This is a genomic window from Vogesella sp. XCS3 (assembly GCF_020616155.1).
Taxonomy (GTDB): domain Bacteria; phylum Pseudomonadota; class Gammaproteobacteria; order Burkholderiales; family Chromobacteriaceae; genus Vogesella.
Genome location: NZ_CP085530.1, coordinates 1083123 through 1103720 on the forward strand (window position 1 = coordinate 1083123; position 20598 = coordinate 1103720).

Consider the following 20598-nt stretch of genomic DNA (forward strand, 5'->3'; position numbering starts at 1 on the left):
GCTTGCAGTCACACACTGATTTTGACTATAACTTGCACACCTTGCAAAGAAATTTCGATTTTGCAGCGCAGCAGTGCAGTAAAAAGTGGTCAAAATCCTTATCATCAAACGTCTAAAATTATTAACATTTGGATTGGACAGGAACATATGGATGTTGGTGCACGACTCAGGATGGTTCGCGAACGCATGGGACTTTCCCAGCGCGAACTGGCCAAACGGGCTGGGGTGACAAACGGCACGATCTCGCTGATCGAACAAAACCGTGTCAGCCCTTCCATCAGCTCGCTGCGCAAGGTACTGGAAGGCATGCCAATGACCTTGTCGGACTTCTTCACCTTCGACACCGAGCCGCAACAAGCGCATGTATTTTACACCAGCGACGAATTACCCAACCTGGGTAATGATCAAATCCAGTTGCTGCTAGTAGGTACGGCGCACGAGCGACGCGACATTGCCATCCTGCGCGAGGTATACCAGCCCGGCGCCGACACCGGCCCCGACATGCTGGTACACGAAGGCCAGGAAGGCGGTGTGGTATTGAAGGGGGAGGTAGAAATCACCGTGGGCAGCGACGTACGCGTACTGGGCCCGGGCGATGCCTACTATTTCGACAGCAAGCAGCCACACCGTTTTCGCAACGTTGGCAACGACACCTGTGAGATTGTGAGCGCAAGCTCCCCGCCAACGTTCTAAATCGCCTCCCAAGCGGGGCGAACCCGATACTACAGAGGAGAAACACCATGGCTCGCACCCATGCAGAATGGAAAGCCCTTTCCGGCCAGATCACCATCGAAGGCCGTGCCTTCGTGGATGGCCAGTACGTCACCGCGGCGGACGGGCGCACATTCGACTGTATCAACCCGGCCACTGGCGACAAACTCGCCACCATCAGCTGGGCGGGTACCGCCGAAGTGGAGCAAGCTGTCGCCGCCGCACGGCGCGTATTTGAAAGTAGCAAATGGTCCGGGCTGGCACCGCTGGCTCGCGGCCGCATTCTGAAGCGCTTTGCCGCACTGATCCGCCAGCATGGCGACGAACTGGCCCTGCTGGAAACACTGGACGCCGGCAAACCCATCGGCGACACCACCACCGTGGATGTACCCGGTGCCGCGTATTGCGTGGAATGGTTTGCCGAAGCCATCGACAAGATCGGCGGCGAAGTGGCCCCGGTGGACCCCAAACTGGTGGGCCTGGTATCACGCGAGGCCATTGGTGTGGTAGCCGCCGTAGTACCGTGGAACTTCCCCATCCTGATGGCCAGCTGGAAATTCGGCCCGGCGCTGGCTGCCGGCAATGCCGTGATCCTGAAACCGTCGGAAAAATCGCCGCTTACCGCCATCAGGTTGGCCGCACTGGCGAAAGAGGCCGGCATGCCGGACGGCGTATTCCAGGTACTGCCTGGCGCTGGCGACGTAGGCCAGGCGCTGGCACAGCACATGGATATCGACTGCATCGCGTTTACCGGCTCTACCGGCGTGGGCAAGCTGATTGCCACCGCCGCCGCGCAGTCCAACCTCAAGCGCGCCTGGCTGGAGCTGGGCGGCAAGTCGCCCAATATCGTGCTGGCGGACTGCCCGGACATCGGCCGTGCCGCGCGCACCGCTGCCGGTGCCATCTTCTACAATATGGGCGAGATGTGCACCGCCGGCTCGCGCCTGCTGCTGCACAAAGACATCAAGGACGCCTTCCTGGCCGAGTTCAAGAAAGCCGCCGCAGCCTACCAGCCGGCCGACCCGCTAGATCCGGCTACCAGCATGGGCGCTATTGTGGACCGCATCCAGTACGACAAGGTGCTGGGCTACATCGCCAAGGCGCGCGAGGAAGACTGCGAGCTGGTGTGCGGCGGCAACGCCACCCGCACCGACCAAGGCCTGTTTATCGAGCCTACCGCTTTTGTCTGCCCGCGCCCGGACATGACCATTTGCCGCGAGGAAATCTTCGGCCCGGTACTGTCCATCATCACCTTCAGCGACGTGGAAGAAGCCATCCGCATTGCCAACGATACCGAATACGGCCTGGCGGCCGCGGTATGGACCAGCAACGTCAGCACCGCGCACCAGGTATCGCGCCGCCTGCGCGCCGGTACCGTGTGGGTGAACTGCTACGATGAAGGCGGCGACATGAACTTCCCGTTCGGCGGCTTCAAGCAGTCCGGCAATGGCCGCGACAAGTCGCTGCACGCGCTGGAAAAATACACCGAGCTGAAATCCACGCTGATCAAGCTGTAAAAGCGCCCGCGCCCGACCAAACCAAGCCTGCCGCGTGCAGGCTTTTTCTTTTGCTGCCCGGCACTACCGCACAGACAAAATGTCGCAGTCACTAGCGCCAGGGACAGAAAGTCGCACTGTCGGCGTAAGATATCGGCAGCCTGCGCCGACCAAAGCAGGCAGGCACCGCACCAGCCGTGGCTGCGGCCAACCTTGCCACCTGTAGCCACAGCTGGCAGGCCATTTGCTTAAACATTACCTTACCCAGCACTTACCCACGGGAATGCCCCATGTTGTCAGACCGCTTCGGCCGCACCATCGATTACCTTCGCCTGTCGGTTACCGACCGCTGCGACCTGCGCTGCAGCTACTGTATTCCCAAGGGTTTCAAGGGCTTTGAGGAGCCGGCCAACTGGCTGACCTTCAACGAGATCGAGCGCGTGGTGGCCGCCTTTGCCCGGCTGGGCACCCGCCGCTTTCGCCTGACCGGCGGCGAGCCGCTGCTGCGCCGTAACCTGCCCACCCTGGCCGCCAGCCTGTCGGCTCTACCGGGCGTGGAAGACCTGTCGCTATCCACCAACGCCACCCAGCTGGCCGCCCACGCCCACGCCCTGCACCAGGCCGGCGTACGCCGCCTGAACGTGAGTCTGGATTCGCTGCGCGAAGACTGTGTGCACGACATCACCGGCAGCCACAGCCTGCCCAAGGTGCTGGACGGCCTGCGCGCCGCGCGCGAGGCGGGCTTTGAGCGCATCAAGATCAATATGGTGCCGATCGCCGGTGTCAACGAAGCCGATATCGAGCCCATGGTGGCCTTCTGTATCGAAAACGGCCTGATCCTGCGCCTGATCGAGGCCATGCCCATGGGCAGCACCGGCCAGCATACGCAGGGGCTTAACCTGCAGCACACGCTGGCGCAGCTACAACAGCGCTTTGACCTGCGGCCAACGTGCAAAACCCTGGGCGGCGGCCCGGCCCGCTACTGGGAAAGCGCCGACGGTGGTTTTACCCTGGGCCTGATTACCCCCATGTCGCAGCATTTTTGCGCCACCTGCAACCGCGTGCGGCTGTCGGTAGACGGCACGCTATACATGTGCCTGGGGCAGGAAGAGCGCCTCGAACTGCGCCCGCTGCTACGCGATGGCTGCAGCGACACCGAGCTGGAAGCGGCCATACGCAGCGCCATCGAGCTGAAGCCGGAAAAGCACGAATTCATCGCACAACCACAGCGCGTGGTGCGCTTCATGTCGATGACTGGCGGCTAGCACCCGGCCTGGCCATGCACCGCGCCGGCAGCACCTCAGCGCGCCACTACCACACACCAGCTCCCGGCCGGCACAACCGCCCTTGTGCCGCCACATCCACTACGCAGCGCAAGCGCCACGTCTACTGGCGCGGCATGATTTCCTGACCATGCGGCGCGATGCCACCTGCGTTAGCTGCGACTCACCCATTCAGACACAAGCCCGACGCCCTGGCGGCCAAGCCAGCCCCATTGCAAACCGTGGCATGCAGCAACATCGCCAGGCAATGAAATTCCATAATGGAATGGAAATTATAAAAATGATTCATTTCACGAATGAGCAGCACATCCCTATACTGCAATCACTCTCTGTGTTGTGTTGTGGCTCGTAAGCGCAATGCCCTGAATTTCCTGCCCCGCCCGGCCAGTCCGGCAGCGCGGCAAGCCGAATGGGCACCCTTGATACGAGCATTGTGCCGGCTATATGCCGGCCATTTTTTTGCCCGCTCGCCGCGCAACACCGCCGCTGCGGCCAAGCGGCCAACCCTAGCCTGCCCCGCTTATTAGCGCCTCAAGCCGCGCCAGCGCCGCCGCGTCATTGGCATTGGCAAACCCTGCCTCGTCAAACACCACCTCTACCACCCGCAACCCCGCCAGCCAGCCGCGTATGCTGCGCCCGCCACCGGCCAGATAGGCCGGCACGCCCGCCAAGACACTGGCCCGCAGCAACAGGCACGCCGGCTGCGGGCCCTGTGCCGTGACCGGCATCGCCACATCGGCCTCGCCCAGCGCCGCCAGCAAGCGGGATACCAGGTCCGGTGGCAATAATGGTGTATCGCAAGGGGCGGTTTGCAGCAGTGTCACATGGGCAGGCACGCTCGCTGCCGCGGTAGCCAGCGCCGCCAGCGGCCCCATGCCCTGCCAAGGGGCCGCGTCCGGCCATACCGCGTAGCCGCTCGCGGCGTAGTCGTCCTGGTGGCGGTTGGCACTGATCGCCAGCCAGCCCACTTGTGGCTGCAGCACCTGCAGCACGTGGCGGTATAGAGGTTGGCCGCATAGCGGCTGCATGCCTTTATCCACCCCACCCATGCGGCGGCCTTCGCCGCCCGCCAGCAGCAAGGCGCCAATCATGCTTGCACCGCCTGCGGCCAGGCCAGCGTGCGCTGGCTGACAAAATGGCGCTGGCTGCCGTCTATCGGGTCGGTAAAGGCAATGCTGCGCGCCAGCAGCGCCAAGGGCTGGCTGAAGTCGTCCGCGGCTTTGTCGTGGCGGAATACCGGGTACCACGGGTCATTGGCGATACCGATACCCAGCGCCGCCAGATGCGCACGCAGCTGGTGCTTTTTGCCGGTGGCCGGCTGCAGGCGGTAGCGCGCCCAGTTGTCACGCTGCGCCAGCAGGCTGATAACGGTTTCGCTATTGGGCTCGCCCGCCACCTCCTGCATGACAAACTCGCCCGGCACCTCGGCCAGGCGGCTGCGGTGCAGCCGTGGCAGCGGCAGGTCTGGGCGCCACGGGGCAATGGCTTCGTATTCTTTTTGCACGCTGCGCTGCTCGAACAGGCGCTGGTAGGCCCCCCGGCTGGCGGCATCGATACAGAACACCATGACACCGGCCGTTTCACGATCCAGCCGGTGAATGGGCGATACCTGCTCCAGGCCAGGCTGGCTGCGCAGGCGGGTCAGCACGGTTTCGCGCACGTGCCGCCCGCCGGGTACGCAGGCCAGAAAGTGCGGCTTGTCCACCACCAGCAGGCGCGCGTCGCGATGCAAGATAGCGATATCGAACGGCACCGGTATTTCATGCGCTACTTCGCGAAAGTACCAGATACGCAGGCCGGGCCGATAAGGCGCCACAGGCGCGAGCGGCTCGCCGGCGTCGTTCCACACCTGGCCTGCGGCCAACCTGTGCGCCCAGGCATCCGCCACATGGGCAAAGCGCTGGCACAAGAAAGTCAGCAAGTCGGGCCAGTGGCCCTGTGGTAGCACCAGGCAGCTGGCGGCCACGCCTTGGCGCGGCGGAACGGGAGAGTTAGCGGTGGACATAGTCATAAAAAGTAGCAGGATTCTAGCGACAAATAGCCGCAGCGCCGGCATTTTACCGGATAATGCAGACTTCCCACGCAACAGGCCTACGCCACCCATGAAATCTGCCGCCCTGACCGACCAAGACTACCAGCGCCTGTCCGACACCCTGGCCCGTTTCGCCCCGCAAGGCGCGATGAGCCTGGAAAAGCTGGACGGCTTTTTTGCTGCCCTGCTATGTGGCCCGGAACAGATCAAGCCGGTAGACTGCCTGCCGGCCATCATGGGCGCCGCCTTTGACGACGATGACGCGTTCCACACCCCCAAGGCCATGGAACAGTTTGTGCGCCTGCTATCCGGCCACTGGCTGGACATCGCCCACACCCTGCAGCGCGGCCAGGCTTTCCAGCCCTGGCTGGAAGAAGACGAGCACGGCCAGGTGCACGGTAATGTATGGGCGGAAGGCTTTAGCGAAGGCATGCAGCTGATGCACGCAGACTGGGGCCTGCTGTTCGATGACGAAGACGCCGCCCCGGCGCTGGCACCCATCATGGCGCTGGCGTTCGAACACCACCCGGACCCGGAAATGCGCCCCTTCCTGCACGGCGCCAGCGCCGAGCAGCGCGAAGCCTGGCTGGCCAGCATCTCCGACTCGGTAGCCGGCATTTATACCTTTTTTGCCCAGCTGCGCGCCGAAATGGCCGCCGCTGAAGCAGCAGAAGAAGACGAGTAAGCCATGAGCCAGGCCGCCCTATTCTGGAACCCGCGCTTTGCCGGCGAGCAATACGCCTACGGCAACGCACCCAACGACTTCCTGAAAGAACAAGCACCCAGGTTGGCCGCAGGTAGCCGGATACTGAGCCTGGGCGAAGGCGAAGGGCGCAATGCCGTGTACCTGGCCACGCTGGGGCACCAGCTTACCGCCGTAGACGCCGCCCACACCGGCCTGATCAAGCTGCTGCAGCGCGCGGCACAGCGCAACCTCGCCATTACCGCCACGCTGGCAGATTTAGCCGACTACCCCATCGCACCAGGCAGTTGGGACGCCATCGTATCCATCTTCTGCCACCTGCCACCAGGCTTACGCCGGCAGGTGCTGGCCGACTGCGTCACCGGCCTGGCGCCTGGCGGGCTGTTTATTCTGGAAGGCTACACCCCGCGCCAGCTGGGTTTTGGCACCGGCGGCCCGAAAGACCCCGAGCTGCTGCTGGAGCCAGACACCCTGCGCCAGGAGTTAGCCGGGCTGGAACTGCTGCACTTTGCCGAAGTACAGCGCGAAGTCATCGAGGGCAGCCTGCACACCGGCATGGCAGCCGTATTGCAAATCGTGGCACGCAAACCCGGCCCTACCCAAGCCTGATGCACCTGCCACAATAACGCCCTGCCTTCCCCGGCAGGGCGTTTCTCATCGGCCATTACTGCGCTACCGCCTGATGCCGTGCCAGCAAGGCATCCAGCTGCCCGTTACGATCCATTTGCTCCAGCTGCCGGTCGATCTGGCGTAACAGCAAGCCGGCATCCGGGTAAGCCCGCGACACCATGAAGTGCAGCGGCACCGGCACCAGGCCAGGCAACAACCTGGCTTGCAAACGCCCACCATCCTCGCCCAGCAAACCCAGCAACTGCAGGCTACGCCCGACTTCTACGTACTCGGCAAAACCGCGGCAGCGGCCGGCCTGCATTTTTTTCATCACCAGCAAGTAGCTCGACGAGCCCTCATCCACCTCGTCCGGCTTCACGCCAAAGGGGGCGTAGTTGAAGCCGACCAAGCCACACAAGGGCAAGCCCGGCGCGGCGCCAGGCCATAAAAACAAGGCCGGCCGCAAATGCAGGTAGTGGCGGCTAAACAGGAACTGCCGGGCGCGCTCGGCAGAAAAGGTGGCCCCCATTACTACCTGCACCTGCCGCCCCTGCTCGGCCAGGCTCAGGCAACGGCGAAACGGCAACAACACAAACTCGGGGCGAAACGCACTGGCACTCAAGACGGCATGCAACACGTCAGGCGAGTAGCCCAGCACAGGGCGCGCATTATTATGTTGCGGCGGCCCGAAATAAGATGATGGCGGCCAACCATTGTCGCCGCCACAGGCCACAATACCTGCCGCCGCCGCTACCTTCGCGACCATCAGGCAGAACATAAAGAAAAGCAGCCTGGCCATAATTTCCTTTCTATCGAGAAAGGCAGACTAACAGCGCGCCCGGCCAACAACAAGCACTTGCCAAGGCCAGCACAGCGATACGCAGCATTTCTATAAACCGATATAAAAACAACACCCTGCGCCCCGCGACAAAAAGACGCTTGCCTTTGCTTTTGAATACGTACAAAATCAGAAGCAAGGAGATCACACACATGACACAAGGTGGAAAACGCGAGGGCGCAGGCCGCAAATCACGCTTTGGTGGCGACAAAACCGTTGCCATGCGCGTGCCGGAGCCGCTGAAGCCCGTGCTGGAAGGCTGGCTGGACGAATACCGTAGCCTGCGCAGCCTGCGCGGTAACAGCGCCGGTGATATCGCCCTGCTGGGTGAAGCCCTGAAAAACATGTCGCTACCACTGTTTGCCAGCCGTGTTCCGGCAGGCTCACCCGTGGCGGCAGATGATCTGAAAGAAGCCGATATCGACCTGAACCAGCATCTGGTGCGCAAGCCCGCGTCTACCTTTCTGGTCACCGTCAAAGGCGACTCCATGATCAACGCCGGCATCCACGATGGCGACTTGCTGGTGGTAGACCGCTCGCTGGAGCCACGCAGTGGCAAGGTTGTCGTAGCCGTGATCAACGACGAGCTCACCGTCAAACGGCTGGAACGCTCGGCAGGCCGCATCCGCCTGCTGCCGGAAAACCCGGACTTCAAACCGATAGAAGTACCCGAAGACGCCAGTTTCTTCGTATGGGGCGTCGTGACCAATGTGATTCACGCAGTGGACTGAACAAGGAGCGCAGCATGAACAAGCATAACGACCCGGTAAAAATGATGTTCCGTGACTGGAAGCGCCTGCCACGCGCGTTTCGCGCCGTCATCGAAGGCCAGCCGCAAGTGCTGCTAACGCGTACTGGCCGCAGCTACTACGCCCCTGTCGAGTTTGTCGGCTAGGCGCACCCGCCCTGCCACCCGCCCGTTTGTGGGCGGGGTCATGCGTCGCTAGCCACGCCCCCCAAGCCAGGCTTACCGCCCGGCACCAGAACAAGCAGGGTGCTGCCACGCATCGCAGCCCCAGCCCACCGTGTCAGCCCGCCCCGGCCATGCCGGTGCCATGACAGGCCCGAGTTGGCCACCCCAGCCCCTGCCGAGCCGGCAGGGGCTTTGTTTTGCTCATACCGGCCGCAACAACACTCAGGCAGCCCCCCGCTCGGGGATAAACTCCGGCTGCAACAGCGAAAACTGCAGTAGATCGTGATACTGCCCCAGCCAGAAGCCCGCATGGCGCAAGCGGCCCTCCTCCACAAAACCCAGTTTGCGCGCCAGCTTCAGCGAGGCCGCATTGTCGGGGTGAATGCAGGCATCGATGCGGTGCAACGCCATCTCGCGAAACCCCCAGCCCAACACCGCCTGCAAGGCCTCCTGCATATAGCCCTGCCCCCAGGCCTCACGCCCCAGCTCGTAACCCAGCGTGGCGCGTCGCCAGCCGCGATTCCAGGCAAACAAGCCGCAGGTGCCCAGCAGCGGCCCACCCTGCCGCAGCGCAATACCCCAGCGCGTGCCCGGGTTGGGCAGTTGCCGCCAGCCCTGCCACAGCGCCACGATCTGCGCCATCTGTTCTTCGCTATGTACCGGGTCGGTACCGAACCAGCGCATGGCGTCGGCGTCGGCAAACACCGGGAGCAGCGCCGGCACGTCGTCCGGCCCGATTTGCCGCAGTTGCAGCCGGCGGGTGGTCAACAAGGGGAAAGTATCGGGCATGAAAATCTCGGTATGAAAAGGTTGGCCGCACAGGCAGGCTGCCAAGTGTACCTGAATGCCCGATGACTAAAACATTCGCAACACTGCCGACAAGCCTGCGCCCTGCAAGGCTAGCCAGGCCGCCGCGCCAGCCAAGGCGCGATACCCGCACGTGAACATTGTTTGCCGTACAACATGAAAAACGCCACCCGAAGGTGGCGTGGTCGGCAGCGCTATCAGCGCGGGCGATAGCCCACCAGACCGTAGTACAGAATGAACACGTAACACAGCATGGGCACGCCAAACGAGGCCAGCAGGCTGATATTGTCTGCCACCGTAGCCTGCAGCAAAGGCAGAACGGCGCCACCGACGATGGCCATGCACAGCACACCGGAACCGGCACCGGTCAGCTTGCCCAGGCCGGACAATGCCAGCGAGAAAATAGTCGGGAACATGATGGAATTGCACAGGCCGACTGCCAGCAGGCTCCACATGGCCACTTTGCCACCCAGCAGCATGGCCGTAGCGATCAGCAACACCGACACCAGCGCATTGCAGGCCAGCACCTTGCTGGCAGCAATATGGCGCATCACGGCACTACCGGCAAAGCGGCCAACCATGGCGCAACCCCAGTACAGCGACAGCAGCTTGCCGGCATCGGTCTGGCTCAGGCCACCGACGTCGGGCTGCTCCATCAGGCTCACCAGGAAACTGCCAATACCCACCTCGGCACCCACGTACACAAAGATACCCACGGCGCCCAATACCAGGTGGCGGTGCTGCCATACGCTACCGGCCGGCTGGCCGTCCTGCGCCACCTCATCCTGGATGGCAGGCAGACGCAACATGGCAAAAACAGCGGCAATGGCAAACAGTGTGGCGGCCAGCATCAGGTAAGGGCCTTGCACCGACGCGGCCTCGGCCAGGGCTTTCTCCTGCGCCGACACGCCGGTAATGTGCTGCGTACCGGCCAGAATCAGCATGGCACCCAGCAGCGGGGCCACGGTAGTACCCAGCGAATTGAACGCCTGCGTCAGGTTAAGGCGGCTAGAGGCGGTAGCTGCCGGCCCCAGGCGCGTGACATAGGGGTTGGCCGCCACCTGCAGAATGGTGATGCCGCTGGCCAGCACAAACAGCGCCCCCAGAAATGCCGGATAAGACAGCGTGGCCGCTGCCGGGTAGAACAGCAGGCAACCCACCCCGGCCATCCCCAGGCCGGCGACGATACCACGCTGGTACCCCAGCAGATGCACCAGGCGGCCAGCGGGTAGCGACACCACAAAGTAGGCGGTAAAGAAACTGAACTGGATCAGCGCAGCCTGCACGTAGCTTAGCGAGAACACGCCTTTCAGGTGCGGAATCAGGATATCGTTCAGCGAGGTAATCAGACCCCACATGAAAAACAGGGTGGTGAGTACGGCGAGCGATTTGCCGTGTTGCGTCTCTCCATGCTCGTGCATGTATGTGCTCCGGTGGTAATGGGCGAAGGCGCGCAGTCTAAGTTCAAGTGGCCTTGTACTCGACTGTTTTCAGCGCTTTTTATGCACCCACCGCGATGCAGCAAGCAAGAAGCCATCACAATCAGACACTTGCCGCCCCACCACGACACCGGCGGGCTGGCATTGCCCGCCAAAACCCCGATAGCGCATGTAAGTTTCGAGTAAGAAAACTACAAAACCACTCTGCATGCAGCCAGATTTTCGCCGCCAACCCCACCCGCCACAGTAGGCAAGACGGCGATGACGCCTCATACAGGATGCACCACCGCCGGCACGACACGCCCTTGCCAGCACCCGCGGGACAACCGGGAGCAGCGCAAACGGCTGGCCACGCCCTCTCAACAGCCGTCGCCACGGCTCCGCACACCGGCCGGGCAGCTCAGGCGCTAGCCGCTGGCCGCTGGCCGATACACGCAAACGGTGCGCTTGCCGGCCGCCTTGGCCTGATACATGGCCTTATCCGCCTGGCGCAGCACCTCGTCCACGCCAGGCGCCGCACCAGGTGTAAAGCAGGCCAGGCCAATACTGACCGACACCTGCACGGCGTAGCCCTCGAGCTGCTGCACCTTGCCTAGCTGTGCGGCCAACTGCTGCATGGCCCAAGTGTAATCGTGCTCCCCTACCAGCAGCAGCACAAACTCGTCGCCCCCCATGCGTGCAGCGCACTGCGCCGCCGGCCATTGCTGCAGCTGGCGGGCAATACGCTGCAACAAGGCGTCCCCTGCGGCATGGCCGAAGTCGTCGTTCACCGGTTTGAAACCGTCCAGGTCCAGATAAGCCAGCGCCCAAGGCTGCGATGGCGGTTGCTGCACCCAGGCTTGCAGGCTGGCAATCAGCGCGCGGCGGTTGGCCAAGCCGGTCAGCGCGTCGGTATGCGCCTGGCTCGCCAGCTGCTGGCGCACCAGGTTTTGCTGCTGTGCCAGATGGCGCAAGCGGGTATCGGTGCGCGTCAGCCAGGCCAGGATGGTGTCGTCCTCGGCCGCCGGGGCTGGCTGCTGCTGCGCATCGCCAATGTGCACGATATAGCGGTACAGCTGGCGCAAGCTGCCACCCAGCACGTCCCGGCTATAAGTGCGCATACGCAGCAATAGCAAACACAGGCCTGCGGTTACCAGCAGGAAGACAAAGCGCACCAGCCTGGCCTGCATGGCGGCTTGCTGTACCTCGAACAGCGTACGCTGCTCGATAAGCTGATAAAACTCGTCGATAGGCCGCATGATGCGCGCCTTGTGCTGCATATAGTTTTCGTCGTTCACCTTAAGCAGCGCCTGCGCCCTTAACAGGCCAGCCTGGCCAGGTGGTAGCGCATCGCTACGTGCCACCATGTCCATGGCGGCCAGCTCGATACGAATCAGGCGGTCAGACTGGCGCTTGGCATCCGCCAGGCGGGCAAACTCCTGGCTGGAAAAATGCGCGGCCTGCATCAGCGAAATCAGGCTGGCTTTCTCGCCGGCAGGCTTGGGGCGGTCATTACGCGGATAGACCAGATCCCAGTAGATCTGGTTGTAATGCAAAGGGCGCGGCGCCGTGCCGTCACGAATGGCGATGATCTCGAAAAAGTACTGACGATACTTGGGGTTACCGGTAGCCACATAGCTGCGCACCATGCGGGTAAGGTCATCGGATGACTGGCGCAGCTCGTCGGCCAGCAGATAGGATTGATAGCGACGTTCGTTGGCCTGATCAAGACGCCACTCGGTAAAGACATACAAGGCAAACGTGGCGGTGAAAACGACAAATAGCAATAGAGTGCAGATAAACAGCCATTGCAGGCGATCCAGGTTTTTCTGTGCTGCACTCATGTTATTCCTATCGGCAGCCACCGCCCGCCAAACCAGGCTTAGCCCCAGCTTGCGGCGGCATCACTATCACTGGCTTTGGCATCCACCCAACGGCTGCTGCCATCGATAAAATCTTCACGCTTCCAGAACGGCGCTTCGGTTTTAAGATAGTCCATCAGGTACTCGGCCGCTGCAAAGGCAGCCTTGCGATGGCCGCTCGCCACCAGCACCAGCACAATCTGCTCGCCTGGCGCCAGGCTACCAACACGATGCACCACCCGCACCGCTTTCAGCGGCCAACGTTGCGCGGCGTTACTGGCGATGCGCCCGATCTCGACCTCGGTCACACCGGGGTAGTGCTCCAGAAACAGCGCTGCCAGCGGGGTGGCCGCATCATGCACGCGCACCATGCCCTGGAACGCCACCAGCGCTCCGGCGTCGCCAGCGTGCTGGCGCAAGGCGGCCTCCTCGGCGGCCAGGTCAAAACGCCCGGCCTGAATACTGATATGGCAGTGCATGCTAGCCCCCTGTCACCGGTGGCAAAATGCCCACCTCGGCGCCTGGCGGTATATCGGCATCACCACGCACGATTTGCTGGTTCACCACCAGGCGAAACACCTGGCCCTCTGCCAGGGCCTGCGCCCAGCTATCGCCGCGGGCGCGCAGCTGCGCCAGCAATGTACCGGTACTGCCGCCTTGCCACGGCAACTGCTCTTCACTACACCCTGCCGTGTCTTTCAGGCGACCGAAATACAGTACGCGTATGTTCACTTGTTCTCCTTTAGCCAGCCCAAGACAAAGTCGGCAATGGCATCGATATGGTTTAGCGGCAGGCAGGGTACGGGCAAGTCGAGCACCGTGTCACTGGCTACCGCCATGATATCCGGGTCGCCCGGCTGCAGCAGCGGCTTGCCCAGCGCGGCGCGATACACCTCTATTTTCGGGACAGGCAGCCACTTCTGCCCCTCCAGCACCACCAGGTCTACCGGCTGCAGCCTGGCCAGCTGCGCCTGCAAGTCTGGCGGGGTGGCCAGGTTTTCGTACACTGCCAGGCCTTGTTCGCCCAGCAGCATCACCTGGGCGGCACCGGCAGAGCGGTGCCGGTAGCTATCTTTCCCGGGCGTATCAAAAGCCAGCGAGTGGTGGCTATGCTTGATCACCGACACCTGCACACCGGCCTGCTGCCAGCGCGGCAACAGCTGCTCCAGCAAGGTCGTTTTGCCACTGCCAGACCAGCCGGCCAGGCCCAGTACCGCTTGTTTTGTCATGCTGGCACGCTCACATCAAAGGCCGTCATAGCAAGCTCAACGGCCGGCATGGCGCAGCAGCTGCACGCTGGCCAACCCTAGCCCCGTCATCAGCAAAGAGCCAGCCAGATGGCTGCCGATATGCGCCAGCGCCCAGACCCAGCGCCCCTGCTGCAGCAGCGTCACCGACTCGGCAGAAAAGGTGGAAAACGTGGTCAGCCCGCCCAGAAAACCGGTTACTACAAACAGGCGCCACTCGGGCGCCAGCTGCGGGTTGGCCGCAAAAATGGCCAGCGCCACGCCAATCAGGTAAGCCCCCACCAGGTTGGCCGCCAAGGTACCGGGGGGCAAGGCAGGAAACAGCGTATTCAGGGAAACAGACAGCAGCCAGCGTAGCACCGCACCCAGCGCCGCACCCAGGCTGATAGACAAAATGGCCAGCACGCGCATACCCCGCTCATGAATCAGGCTGCCACTTTAGCCCAGCACGGGCTGCGCCGCCAAGCCAGCAGGCAAAAGCCCTGCTGCGGGGCAACAGGGCTTTTGCTGTGATGCGGCCAACCTTCCGGCGTGCATTTAATCGCGATACACCGCTGGCTGGCCCGTGACGGCAGCCATCACGGCCAGCTGGATATCCTCGGACATCAGCATGGCAGCGTTCCAGTTGGCCACGTGATTCAGGCCATCGGCCACGCTGTGGTCGCGGCTGTAATTGAGTACTTCTTTTGTACCCTGTACCGCCAGCGGCGACTTGGCGGCAATGGCCGTGGCCATGTCCATGGCGGTAGCCAGTACAGCGGCAGCATCCGGCAGTACGCGGTTGACCAGGTGCATACGCTCGGCGTCAGCCGCTTTCACGTCGCGCGCCGTCAGCGCCATTTCGCGGGCATTGCCCTCACCCACCACCCGGCCCAGGCGCTGCAGCGTACCCACGTCGGCCACCATGCCTACATCTACCTCGCGCACACTGAACACGGCGTTCTCGGCAGCCAGGCGGATATCTGCGGCCAACACGATGTCCAGTGCACCGCCGACACAGGCACCATGAATGGCGGCAATCACCGGCTTGCGGCATAGCTCCAGGCTGCTGACATTGGCTTGCAGGCCCAGAATGATGCGGCGCAGCTTGTCGCGCTTGCGGGCTTCGCAGTCTTCCTCGATGGCATTTTGCATGTTCATCAGCATGGACAGGTCAATGCCGGCACAGAAATGCTTGCCATTGCCGGACAGCACCACGGCGCGCACGCCAGGCTCGGCATCGCACCACTCCATGGCCTGCTGCAGCTCTTGCCACATGGTTTCGTTCAGCGAGTTGGCCTTGTCCGGGCGGTTCAGCGCCACGTGCGCCACCGCGCCGTGTTGCGTCAGCTGCAAGGTGGTGTAGCTCATGCTCAGGCCTCCTTGCGCTTCTTGGGCACCCAGGCCCACACCATTTCACACACGATGGGCGATTCGCCGGACTCGTCGGTCACCACCACGTCCACCAGCACATCGCCTTTATCCTCCACAAACATGCGCTGCACCTGCTCGGCGTTCAGCGTGGCAACGGCACGCATATCGCCCTGGGCACGCTTGTAATAGCTGACTTTCATCGACTTGAGCAGCATCAGTTTGTCGTCCGGCACGTTCATGCCCACCACAAAACCCGACGCCGTTTCGGCTAGCAGCGCCATGGCGGCGGCGTGCAGGCCTTTAATGTGGTTTTGTACTTTTTTGCGGTTTTTGACGCTCACCACCATGCGTTCGCGGCCAACCTCCTCGAATACCAGGCCGGCGGTACCCAGAAACGGTACAAATTTGCCGAACATGCGGGTAATGACCCAGGAACGCATACCGGCCGGCAGGCTGGCGGTTTTGTCCACCATACGGCACATACTGTTTTTTGCTGTTGTCATGATTGCCCTTCTCGTGTTGTCGATGGCTGCTCGGGCAGCCTTATAAACGGGGCGAGGGCTACAGCCCCCCGCCTCCTTGATTACGCCTGCGCCATGCCCAGTAGCAGGCGAATTTGCTGCTTTACCTCGTCCAGCGCCGAGCCATCCAGCCGCGCCAGCTGCAGGCTACCCTGCATGGCAGCAAAAACGATGGTGCCCATACCCTCTGCCGTACCGACATAGTGCATGGCACCGGCCGCCTGGCCGCGGCGCACAATCTCGATGGCCCAGGCGCGCATTTCTTCTACAAAGCTGGCCGTGCAGTGGCGCATTTCCGGCGGTAGCGTGTGTAGCTCGGCCGACAGAATGCCGCTGGGGCAGATTTGCTGCTTGTCGTAATAGGTATCCGCCAGGTTGAAATAACGCTCCAGCTGCAGCTGTGGTGACAGCTCGGCCTGCGCGGCCACATAGCGGGCAAAACGGCGGCGGTAACGCTCGATCAGCGCGACGCCCAGGTCGGTTTTCTTGGGAAAATGGTAGTGGATAGCGGCATTGCGCACCCCCAACTCACCGCTAATGTGTTGATAGCTAAAGGCATTGAACCCGCGCGAGAGCATCAGCACCTCGGCCAGGTCCAGGATTTTCTTGCGCGTATCGGTACGGGCATCGGTTTCAGGCTTCATGCCGCGACTCTACTTACTGGTCAGTAAGGTGTCAATGCAGCCACCGCAAGCCATGGACAGGCATGCCGAATACGTTATGATGGAGGCCAAATTGCCAGATGAGACGCGGTAAATTCAATGAAACTCAAGTTCAGCAAAATGCACGGCCTGGGCAATGACTTTGTCGTCATTGATGGCGTAAGACAAACCGTCACCCTGACGGCCGATCGTTTACGCCAGCTGGGTGACCGCCATCTGGGTATCGGTTTTGACCAGCTATTGCTGGTGGAGGCACCACAATCGCAGGAAAACGACTTCCGCTACCGTATCTTCAACAACGACGGCAGCGAAGTAGAACAATGCGGCAATGGCGCCCGCTGTTTCGTCAAGTTTGTTACCGAGCAGCGCCTGTCCAACAAGCGTGCTATTCGCGTGGAAACCGCCCGCGGGGTGATCGTGCCCGAGCTGGGCGAAGGTGGCCTCATTACGGTTGATATGGGTGCGCCGCGCTTTGCACCGCTGGAGATCCCGTTTCTGGCCGAGGGCGATGCCATCACCCACCCACTGCAAGTGGGCGACGAGTCCATCGACATCACTGTGGTTTCCATGGGGAACCCGCACGCGGTACAGGTAGTCAGCCATGTAGATACCGCACCGGTCAGCACCCAAGGCCCGCTGATCGAGCACCACAGCCGCTTCCCCGAGCGCGTCAACGCCGGTTTCATGCAGATCGTTGGCCGCAGTGAAATCCGCCTGCGCGTGTACGAGCGTGGCGCGGGCGAAACCCAGGCCTGCGGCACTGGCGCCTGCGCCGCCGTGGTAGCGGGCATACGCCGCGGCCTGCTGGACAACAAAGTCATGGTGCACACCCGTGGCGGCAGCCTGCAGATAGAGTGGCAAGGCAACGGCCAGCCGGTACGCATGACAGGCCCGGCCGTGACGGTGTTCACCGGCGAGATCGAAGTCTGACCCGCCTGCGGCTGAGGCAGGTCAAGCCCGCCCGCGCAGGCCAGGTGTAAGGTATTTCACCCCGATACTGTTTATTGCAAAGGAGCGCTGTAGTGGATGCTGAAGCCGTTCTGGCCTATCTGGACGCCAACCCGGATTTTCTTTCCGGCCATGCCCAACGCTACGGCCTCAAGCCGGTACAAGACCGCGTGGTATCGTTTGCCGACCGCCAGCTGCTGGACCTCAAAGACCGTAACCGCCAGCTGGAGGCCCGCCTGGCACAGCTGGTACGCCATGGCGAGCAAAACGACCAGACGCTGGCTCGCACCCACAAGCTGAGCCTGGCACTGATGAAAGCGCTGACGCTATCAGAAGTGCACAGCGCCATCCTGCAAGTATTCTCCGAGCACTTCGGTCTGAACCGCGTAGCCGTCAGGCTGTGGCACGACGCGGCGGCCAACACCGAGCTGTACAACGCGCGCCAGGACGTACGCCTGCTGGCTGGCAATCTGTCCGCGCCCTACTGTGGCCCCTACGCCAACGACGAAATCATCAGCTGGTTTCCGGCTGTACCGGTACTGCAGTCGTTCGCCCAGCTGGCGCTACGCGAGGGCACCGAGCCATTCGGCATGGTGGTGATCGCCAGCGATGACGCCCAGCGTTTCACCTTCGACATGCAGACCCACTATCTGGCACAGATGGGCGAGCTGATCTCGCTGGCCATGCTGCGCGCCCTGAAAGCATGAACCCCACCCTGTCCAGCGCCCTGCTGCTATTACCGCTGGTGTTATACACCCTGCACGCCCTGTGGCGGCTGATTGCCAGCGACAGCCTGCCTGCCGTCATGAGCTTTGCCTTGGCTTACCTGACGCTGGGCCTGGTCTGCCGCCTGGCGCTGCCTGCACTCCCCATGGTGCCGGTATGGTTGCCTTTCCTCTACCCGTATGCCTGGGTAGGCGTAGGGGCGCTGCTACTGGCCATGGCCACGCTCAAGGTTGGCCGCAACGGGCTGAGGCTGGAAAGCATCCCGCCGATACTGAGCATTTATGTGCTGTCGCAGCTATGCATGCATGCCGGGGTACTGCTGCTGACCCCGCTGCTGTCCGGCCGCCCGGCGCAAGCCTACAGCATGCTGCCACCGCTGGTCGCCACCGGTGCTTACCTGATCTATCGCCTGTGCCTGAAGCTCTGCCGCCACCAGCCAGCCTTTTCCTGGCTGGCCGTGATGGTATCCACGCTGGCGGCACCGCTGCTGCTGGGCTGGATGGCCGAGCTCAGCGTACCGCTGATGTTGCGGCATTTCTGAGGCAATTCCAGCCATGAAAAAACCCGCCAACCGGCGCAATGCCCGTCAGTTAACGCTGACTGGCGTTTTTTTGATTAGAGGTTTGTTGCGTTGAAGTAAGCTAGTGTGTCCGCGATGCGGACAATGTTTACATGCCGGTTCCGCCCGGCAAACGGGAAAGGGGGCGGATTGCCGCCCCCTTTTCATTCCCCCGCAACCCGGGGCTGCTCGAAACCCCGTCCAAAACGGCACGCCCCAGGCGCCGCCGAACTCGCTCCTCGCTAACGGCTCGGAGCTCAAACAAATCGGCGTCTTAAAACCTGGGACGCACCATTTTGGCCGGCTCGCGCCAACGGGATGGGGCGCCGCACTCACGCCTTACCAATTGATGGCCAAGTACATTCGACTAACTGACTAGCATTAGCCAACTGGCGGGTTTTTCCATGCCTGGGCGGCAACACCATCAGGCTGCTGGGGCTTTCAGCACGCTGCCGTCAGCATCCAGCACGGTCAGGCTTACCGGAATCGCGGCAGCCACACTCTGCGTTACCGTGCAGAAGTCTTCAAAGGTATCCAGCAAGCGCGCCAGCTGTGCCTGGCCGGCAGCCGGCGTCCCGCAGTGCAGCGTCACCGCGATGCCCAGCACCCGCAGGCGGTTTTGCCCATTGCGGCCAATCTCCGCGCTGGCCTCGCAGCTCAGCGGCTCCAGGTTGATACGATACTTGCGCGCGGCAAACAGCAAGCTGGCCGTCAGGCAGTTCGCCACTGCACCAACCAATAGCTGCGATGGCGAGGGGCCGGTATCACCACCCAGCGGCGCCGGCTCGTCGGTCAGCAGTGCATGGCCACCATCGAAATGGTTGTCGAAGCGGTAGTTTTCCAGCTGTGTCAGCGTGACACGGGCATTGCCAGACATGTGCTCTCCTTACCTTACAGCGTGCGCCCCACCACGGCCGCCAATGGCCGCAGCGTCGCCAGCAGTTCATCCAGTGCATCTGGGGTAATAGCCTGCTCGGCATCACACCAGGCTTGCTGCGGGTTGTCGTGTACTTCCAGCAGCAGGCCATCAGCCCCCGCCGCGATAGCCGCGCAGGCTAGCGGCGCTACCAGGCTGGAGCGGCCACCGGCGTGGCTGGGGTCGACCAGCACCGGCAGGTGGGTTTCTCGCTTTAACAGCGGTATGGCGCTGATGTCCAGCGCGTGGCGGCTGGCGGTATCGAAGCTGCGGATGCCGCGCTCGCAGAACACGATGTTGTGGTTGCCGCCCACCGCGATGTACTCGGCAGCCATCAGCCACTCGCTCAGGGTAGAAGCCACACCGCGGTGCAGCAGCACCGGCTTGTTGATGCGGCCAACCTCTTTCAGCAGCTCCACGTTCTGCATATTGCGCGGGCCGATCTGGATCACGTCCACGTCGTACGCCAGAAAGGTATCCAGCTGGCGCACATCCAGCAGCTCGCTCACCATCGGCATGGCCTGGCTACGCGCAGCCTGCTGCAAGTAGTCCAGCCCCGCCTCGCCCACACCCTGAAAAGCATACGGACTGGTACGCGGCTTGTAGGCCCCGCCACGCAGCAACCCGACACCACTGCGGCGCAGGCGGGTAGCCAGTGCCTGCATTTGCCCGGCGCTTTCGATGGCACTGGGGCCGGCAATCAGCTGGATGGCGCTGCCGCCTAGCTGCACGCCACGCACCGACACCACGCTATTGTCCGGTTTGACTTCGCGCGAGACGATGCGGTAGTCCTTCAGCACACGAATAGCACGCTCCACGCCAGGCATGGTTTCGAACATGTCGGCAGACAGCACACGCTCGTCACCCACGGCGCCGATAATGGTGCGCTCGGTACCGCGCGACAGGTGTTCGGCCAAGCCGGCGGCGCGAATCTTGGCCACCACCGCATCGATATCGGCAGGGTTGGCCCGGCCGTGCATTACGATAATCATGC

Annotated in this window: 25 protein-coding genes; 10 read left to right on the plus strand and 15 right to left on the minus strand. The window is 62.5% G+C overall.

What is annotated here, in order from left to right; translation table 11 throughout:
* Window positions 1-147: 147 nt before the first annotated feature.
* The 3 genes from LCH97_RS05100 to moaA all read left to right on the plus strand — a co-directional run bounded on the left by LCH97_RS05100 (window position 148) and on the right by moaA (window position 3472).
* Window positions 148-693, plus strand: coding sequence for a cupin domain-containing protein (locus LCH97_RS05100; protein ID WP_026107854.1), 546 nt, complete (start codon window positions 148-150; stop codon window positions 691-693).
* A gap of 47 nt (window positions 694-740) precedes the next feature.
* A complete protein-coding gene (locus tag LCH97_RS05105; RefSeq protein WP_227303774.1) occupies window positions 741-2228 on the plus strand; it encodes an aldehyde dehydrogenase in 1488 nt (495 codons plus the stop codon).
* Between the two features lie 269 nt (window positions 2229-2497).
* The gene (moaA, locus tag LCH97_RS05110) at window positions 2498-3472 is read left to right on the plus strand and encodes a GTP 3',8-cyclase MoaA (RefSeq protein WP_227303776.1); all 975 of its coding nucleotides are present in this window, start codon (window positions 2498-2500) and stop codon (window positions 3470-3472) included.
* A gap of 524 nt (window positions 3473-3996) precedes the next feature.
* Here moaA and mobA read toward each other — a convergent pair.
* Complete coding sequence (gene mobA / locus LCH97_RS05115) at window positions 3997-4581, minus strand: molybdenum cofactor guanylyltransferase MobA (protein ID WP_227303777.1); 585 nt, start codon at window positions 4579-4581, stop codon at window positions 3997-3999.
* On the minus strand, window positions 4578-5501 hold the full coding sequence (locus LCH97_RS05120) for a pseudouridine synthase (protein WP_227303778.1): 924 nt from the start codon (window positions 5499-5501) through the stop codon (window positions 4578-4580). The genes mobA and LCH97_RS05120 overlap by 4 nt, the downstream gene beginning before the upstream one ends.
* A 91-nt stretch (window positions 5502-5592) precedes the next feature.
* Between LCH97_RS05120 and LCH97_RS05125 the strand changes: the two genes are divergently transcribed.
* Both LCH97_RS05125 and LCH97_RS05130 read left to right on the plus strand, forming a co-directional pair.
* Window positions 5593-6207 carry a UPF0149 family protein gene (locus tag LCH97_RS05125; RefSeq protein WP_227303779.1) on the plus strand — a complete coding sequence of 205 codons (615 nt, stop codon included), beginning with the start codon at window positions 5593-5595 and terminating at the stop codon, window positions 6205-6207.
* Window positions 6208-6210: 3 nt separating this feature from the next.
* Entirely contained in the window at window positions 6211-6834 is a 624-nt protein-coding gene (locus tag LCH97_RS05130) for a cyclopropane-fatty-acyl-phospholipid synthase family protein (RefSeq protein WP_227303780.1), read from the plus strand.
* Between the two features lie 55 nt (window positions 6835-6889).
* Here the strand turns inward: LCH97_RS05130 and LCH97_RS05135 are convergent, their stop codons facing one another.
* Window positions 6890-7633, minus strand: a complete 744-nt coding sequence (locus tag LCH97_RS05135; protein WP_227303781.1) for an ABC transporter substrate-binding protein — start codon at window positions 7631-7633, stop codon at window positions 6890-6892.
* A 191-nt stretch (window positions 7634-7824) separates the two neighbouring features.
* Here LCH97_RS05135 and LCH97_RS05140 point away from each other — a divergent pair, with 191 nt between their 5' ends.
* Together LCH97_RS05140 and LCH97_RS05145 are read left to right on the plus strand one after the other, a co-directional pair.
* A complete protein-coding gene (locus tag LCH97_RS05140; protein ID WP_017508318.1) occupies window positions 7825-8403 on the plus strand; it encodes a LexA family transcriptional regulator in 579 nt (192 codons plus the stop codon).
* A 14-nt stretch (window positions 8404-8417) separates the two neighbouring features.
* Window positions 8418-8567 (plus strand): hypothetical protein, encoded by a 150-nt coding sequence (locus tag LCH97_RS05145; protein WP_017508317.1) that lies wholly within the window; start codon window positions 8418-8420, stop codon window positions 8565-8567.
* Window positions 8568-8807: 240 nt separating this feature from the next.
* Here the strand turns inward: LCH97_RS05145 and LCH97_RS05150 are convergent, their stop codons facing one another.
* The 10 genes from LCH97_RS05150 to LCH97_RS05195 all read right to left on the minus strand — a co-directional run bounded on the left by LCH97_RS05150 (window position 8808) and on the right by LCH97_RS05195 (window position 16437).
* Window positions 8808-9374 carry a GNAT family N-acetyltransferase gene (locus tag LCH97_RS05150; RefSeq protein WP_227303782.1) on the minus strand — a complete coding sequence of 189 codons (567 nt, stop codon included), beginning with the start codon at window positions 9372-9374 and terminating at the stop codon, window positions 8808-8810.
* A gap of 215 nt (window positions 9375-9589) precedes the next feature.
* A complete protein-coding gene (locus LCH97_RS05155; RefSeq protein ID WP_227303783.1) occupies window positions 9590-10813 on the minus strand; it encodes a sugar MFS transporter in 1224 nt (407 codons plus the stop codon).
* A gap of 425 nt (window positions 10814-11238) precedes the next feature.
* Entirely contained in the window at window positions 11239-12654 is a 1416-nt protein-coding gene (locus LCH97_RS05160; RefSeq protein WP_227303784.1) for a GGDEF domain-containing protein, read from the minus strand.
* A gap of 38 nt (window positions 12655-12692) precedes the next feature.
* Window positions 12693-13151 carry a molybdenum cofactor biosynthesis protein MoaE gene (locus LCH97_RS05165; protein ID WP_227303786.1) on the minus strand — a complete coding sequence of 153 codons (459 nt, stop codon included), beginning with the start codon at window positions 13149-13151 and terminating at the stop codon, window positions 12693-12695.
* Between the two features lies 1 nt (window position 13152).
* Entirely contained in the window at window positions 13153-13404 is a 252-nt protein-coding gene (locus LCH97_RS05170) for a MoaD/ThiS family protein (RefSeq protein WP_227303788.1), read from the minus strand.
* Entirely contained in the window at window positions 13401-13901 is a 501-nt protein-coding gene (mobB, locus tag LCH97_RS05175; RefSeq protein ID WP_227303790.1) for a molybdopterin-guanine dinucleotide biosynthesis protein B, read from the minus strand. Before mobB ends, LCH97_RS05170 begins: the two co-directional genes overlap by 4 nt.
* 36 nt (window positions 13902-13937) lie before the next feature.
* On the minus strand, window positions 13938-14330 hold the full coding sequence (gene crcB / locus LCH97_RS05180) for a fluoride efflux transporter CrcB (protein WP_227303792.1): 393 nt from the start codon (window positions 14328-14330) through the stop codon (window positions 13938-13940).
* Between the two features lie 126 nt (window positions 14331-14456).
* Window positions 14457-15269, minus strand: coding sequence for a crotonase/enoyl-CoA hydratase family protein (locus LCH97_RS05185; RefSeq protein ID WP_227303794.1), 813 nt, complete (start codon window positions 15267-15269; stop codon window positions 14457-14459).
* 2 nt (window positions 15270-15271) lie between these two features.
* Window positions 15272-15775, minus strand: a complete 504-nt coding sequence (locus LCH97_RS05190; protein WP_038297168.1) for a DUF4442 domain-containing protein — start codon at window positions 15773-15775, stop codon at window positions 15272-15274.
* 80 nt (window positions 15776-15855) lie between these two features.
* Window positions 15856-16437, minus strand: a complete 582-nt coding sequence (locus LCH97_RS05195; protein ID WP_227303796.1) for a TetR/AcrR family transcriptional regulator — start codon at window positions 16435-16437, stop codon at window positions 15856-15858.
* Window positions 16438-16554: 117 nt separating this feature from the next.
* On the opposite strand from LCH97_RS05195, the gene dapF reads away from it, so the two are divergent.
* The 3 genes from dapF to LCH97_RS05210 all read left to right on the plus strand — a co-directional run bounded on the left by dapF (window position 16555) and on the right by LCH97_RS05210 (window position 18670).
* Window positions 16555-17385, plus strand: coding sequence for a diaminopimelate epimerase (gene dapF, locus LCH97_RS05200; RefSeq protein WP_227303798.1), 831 nt, complete (start codon window positions 16555-16557; stop codon window positions 17383-17385).
* 92 nt (window positions 17386-17477) lie between these two features.
* Window positions 17478-18110, plus strand: a complete 633-nt coding sequence (locus tag LCH97_RS05205; protein WP_227303800.1) for a DUF484 family protein — start codon at window positions 17478-17480, stop codon at window positions 18108-18110.
* Window positions 18107-18670 (plus strand): hypothetical protein, encoded by a 564-nt coding sequence (locus LCH97_RS05210; RefSeq protein ID WP_227303802.1) that lies wholly within the window; start codon window positions 18107-18109, stop codon window positions 18668-18670. Before LCH97_RS05205 ends, LCH97_RS05210 begins: the two co-directional genes overlap by 4 nt.
* A gap of 442 nt (window positions 18671-19112) precedes the next feature.
* Here the strand turns inward: LCH97_RS05210 and LCH97_RS05215 are convergent, their stop codons facing one another.
* Both LCH97_RS05215 and aroF read right to left on the minus strand, forming a co-directional pair.
* The gene (locus tag LCH97_RS05215; protein ID WP_227303804.1) at window positions 19113-19565 is read right to left on the minus strand and encodes an OsmC family protein; all 453 of its coding nucleotides are present in this window, start codon (window positions 19563-19565) and stop codon (window positions 19113-19115) included.
* A gap of 14 nt (window positions 19566-19579) precedes the next feature.
* Window positions 19580-20596 carry a 3-deoxy-7-phosphoheptulonate synthase gene (gene aroF, locus LCH97_RS05220; protein ID WP_227303806.1) on the minus strand — a complete coding sequence of 339 codons (1017 nt, stop codon included), beginning with the start codon at window positions 20594-20596 and terminating at the stop codon, window positions 19580-19582.
* Window positions 20597-20598: the final 2 nt, after the last annotated feature.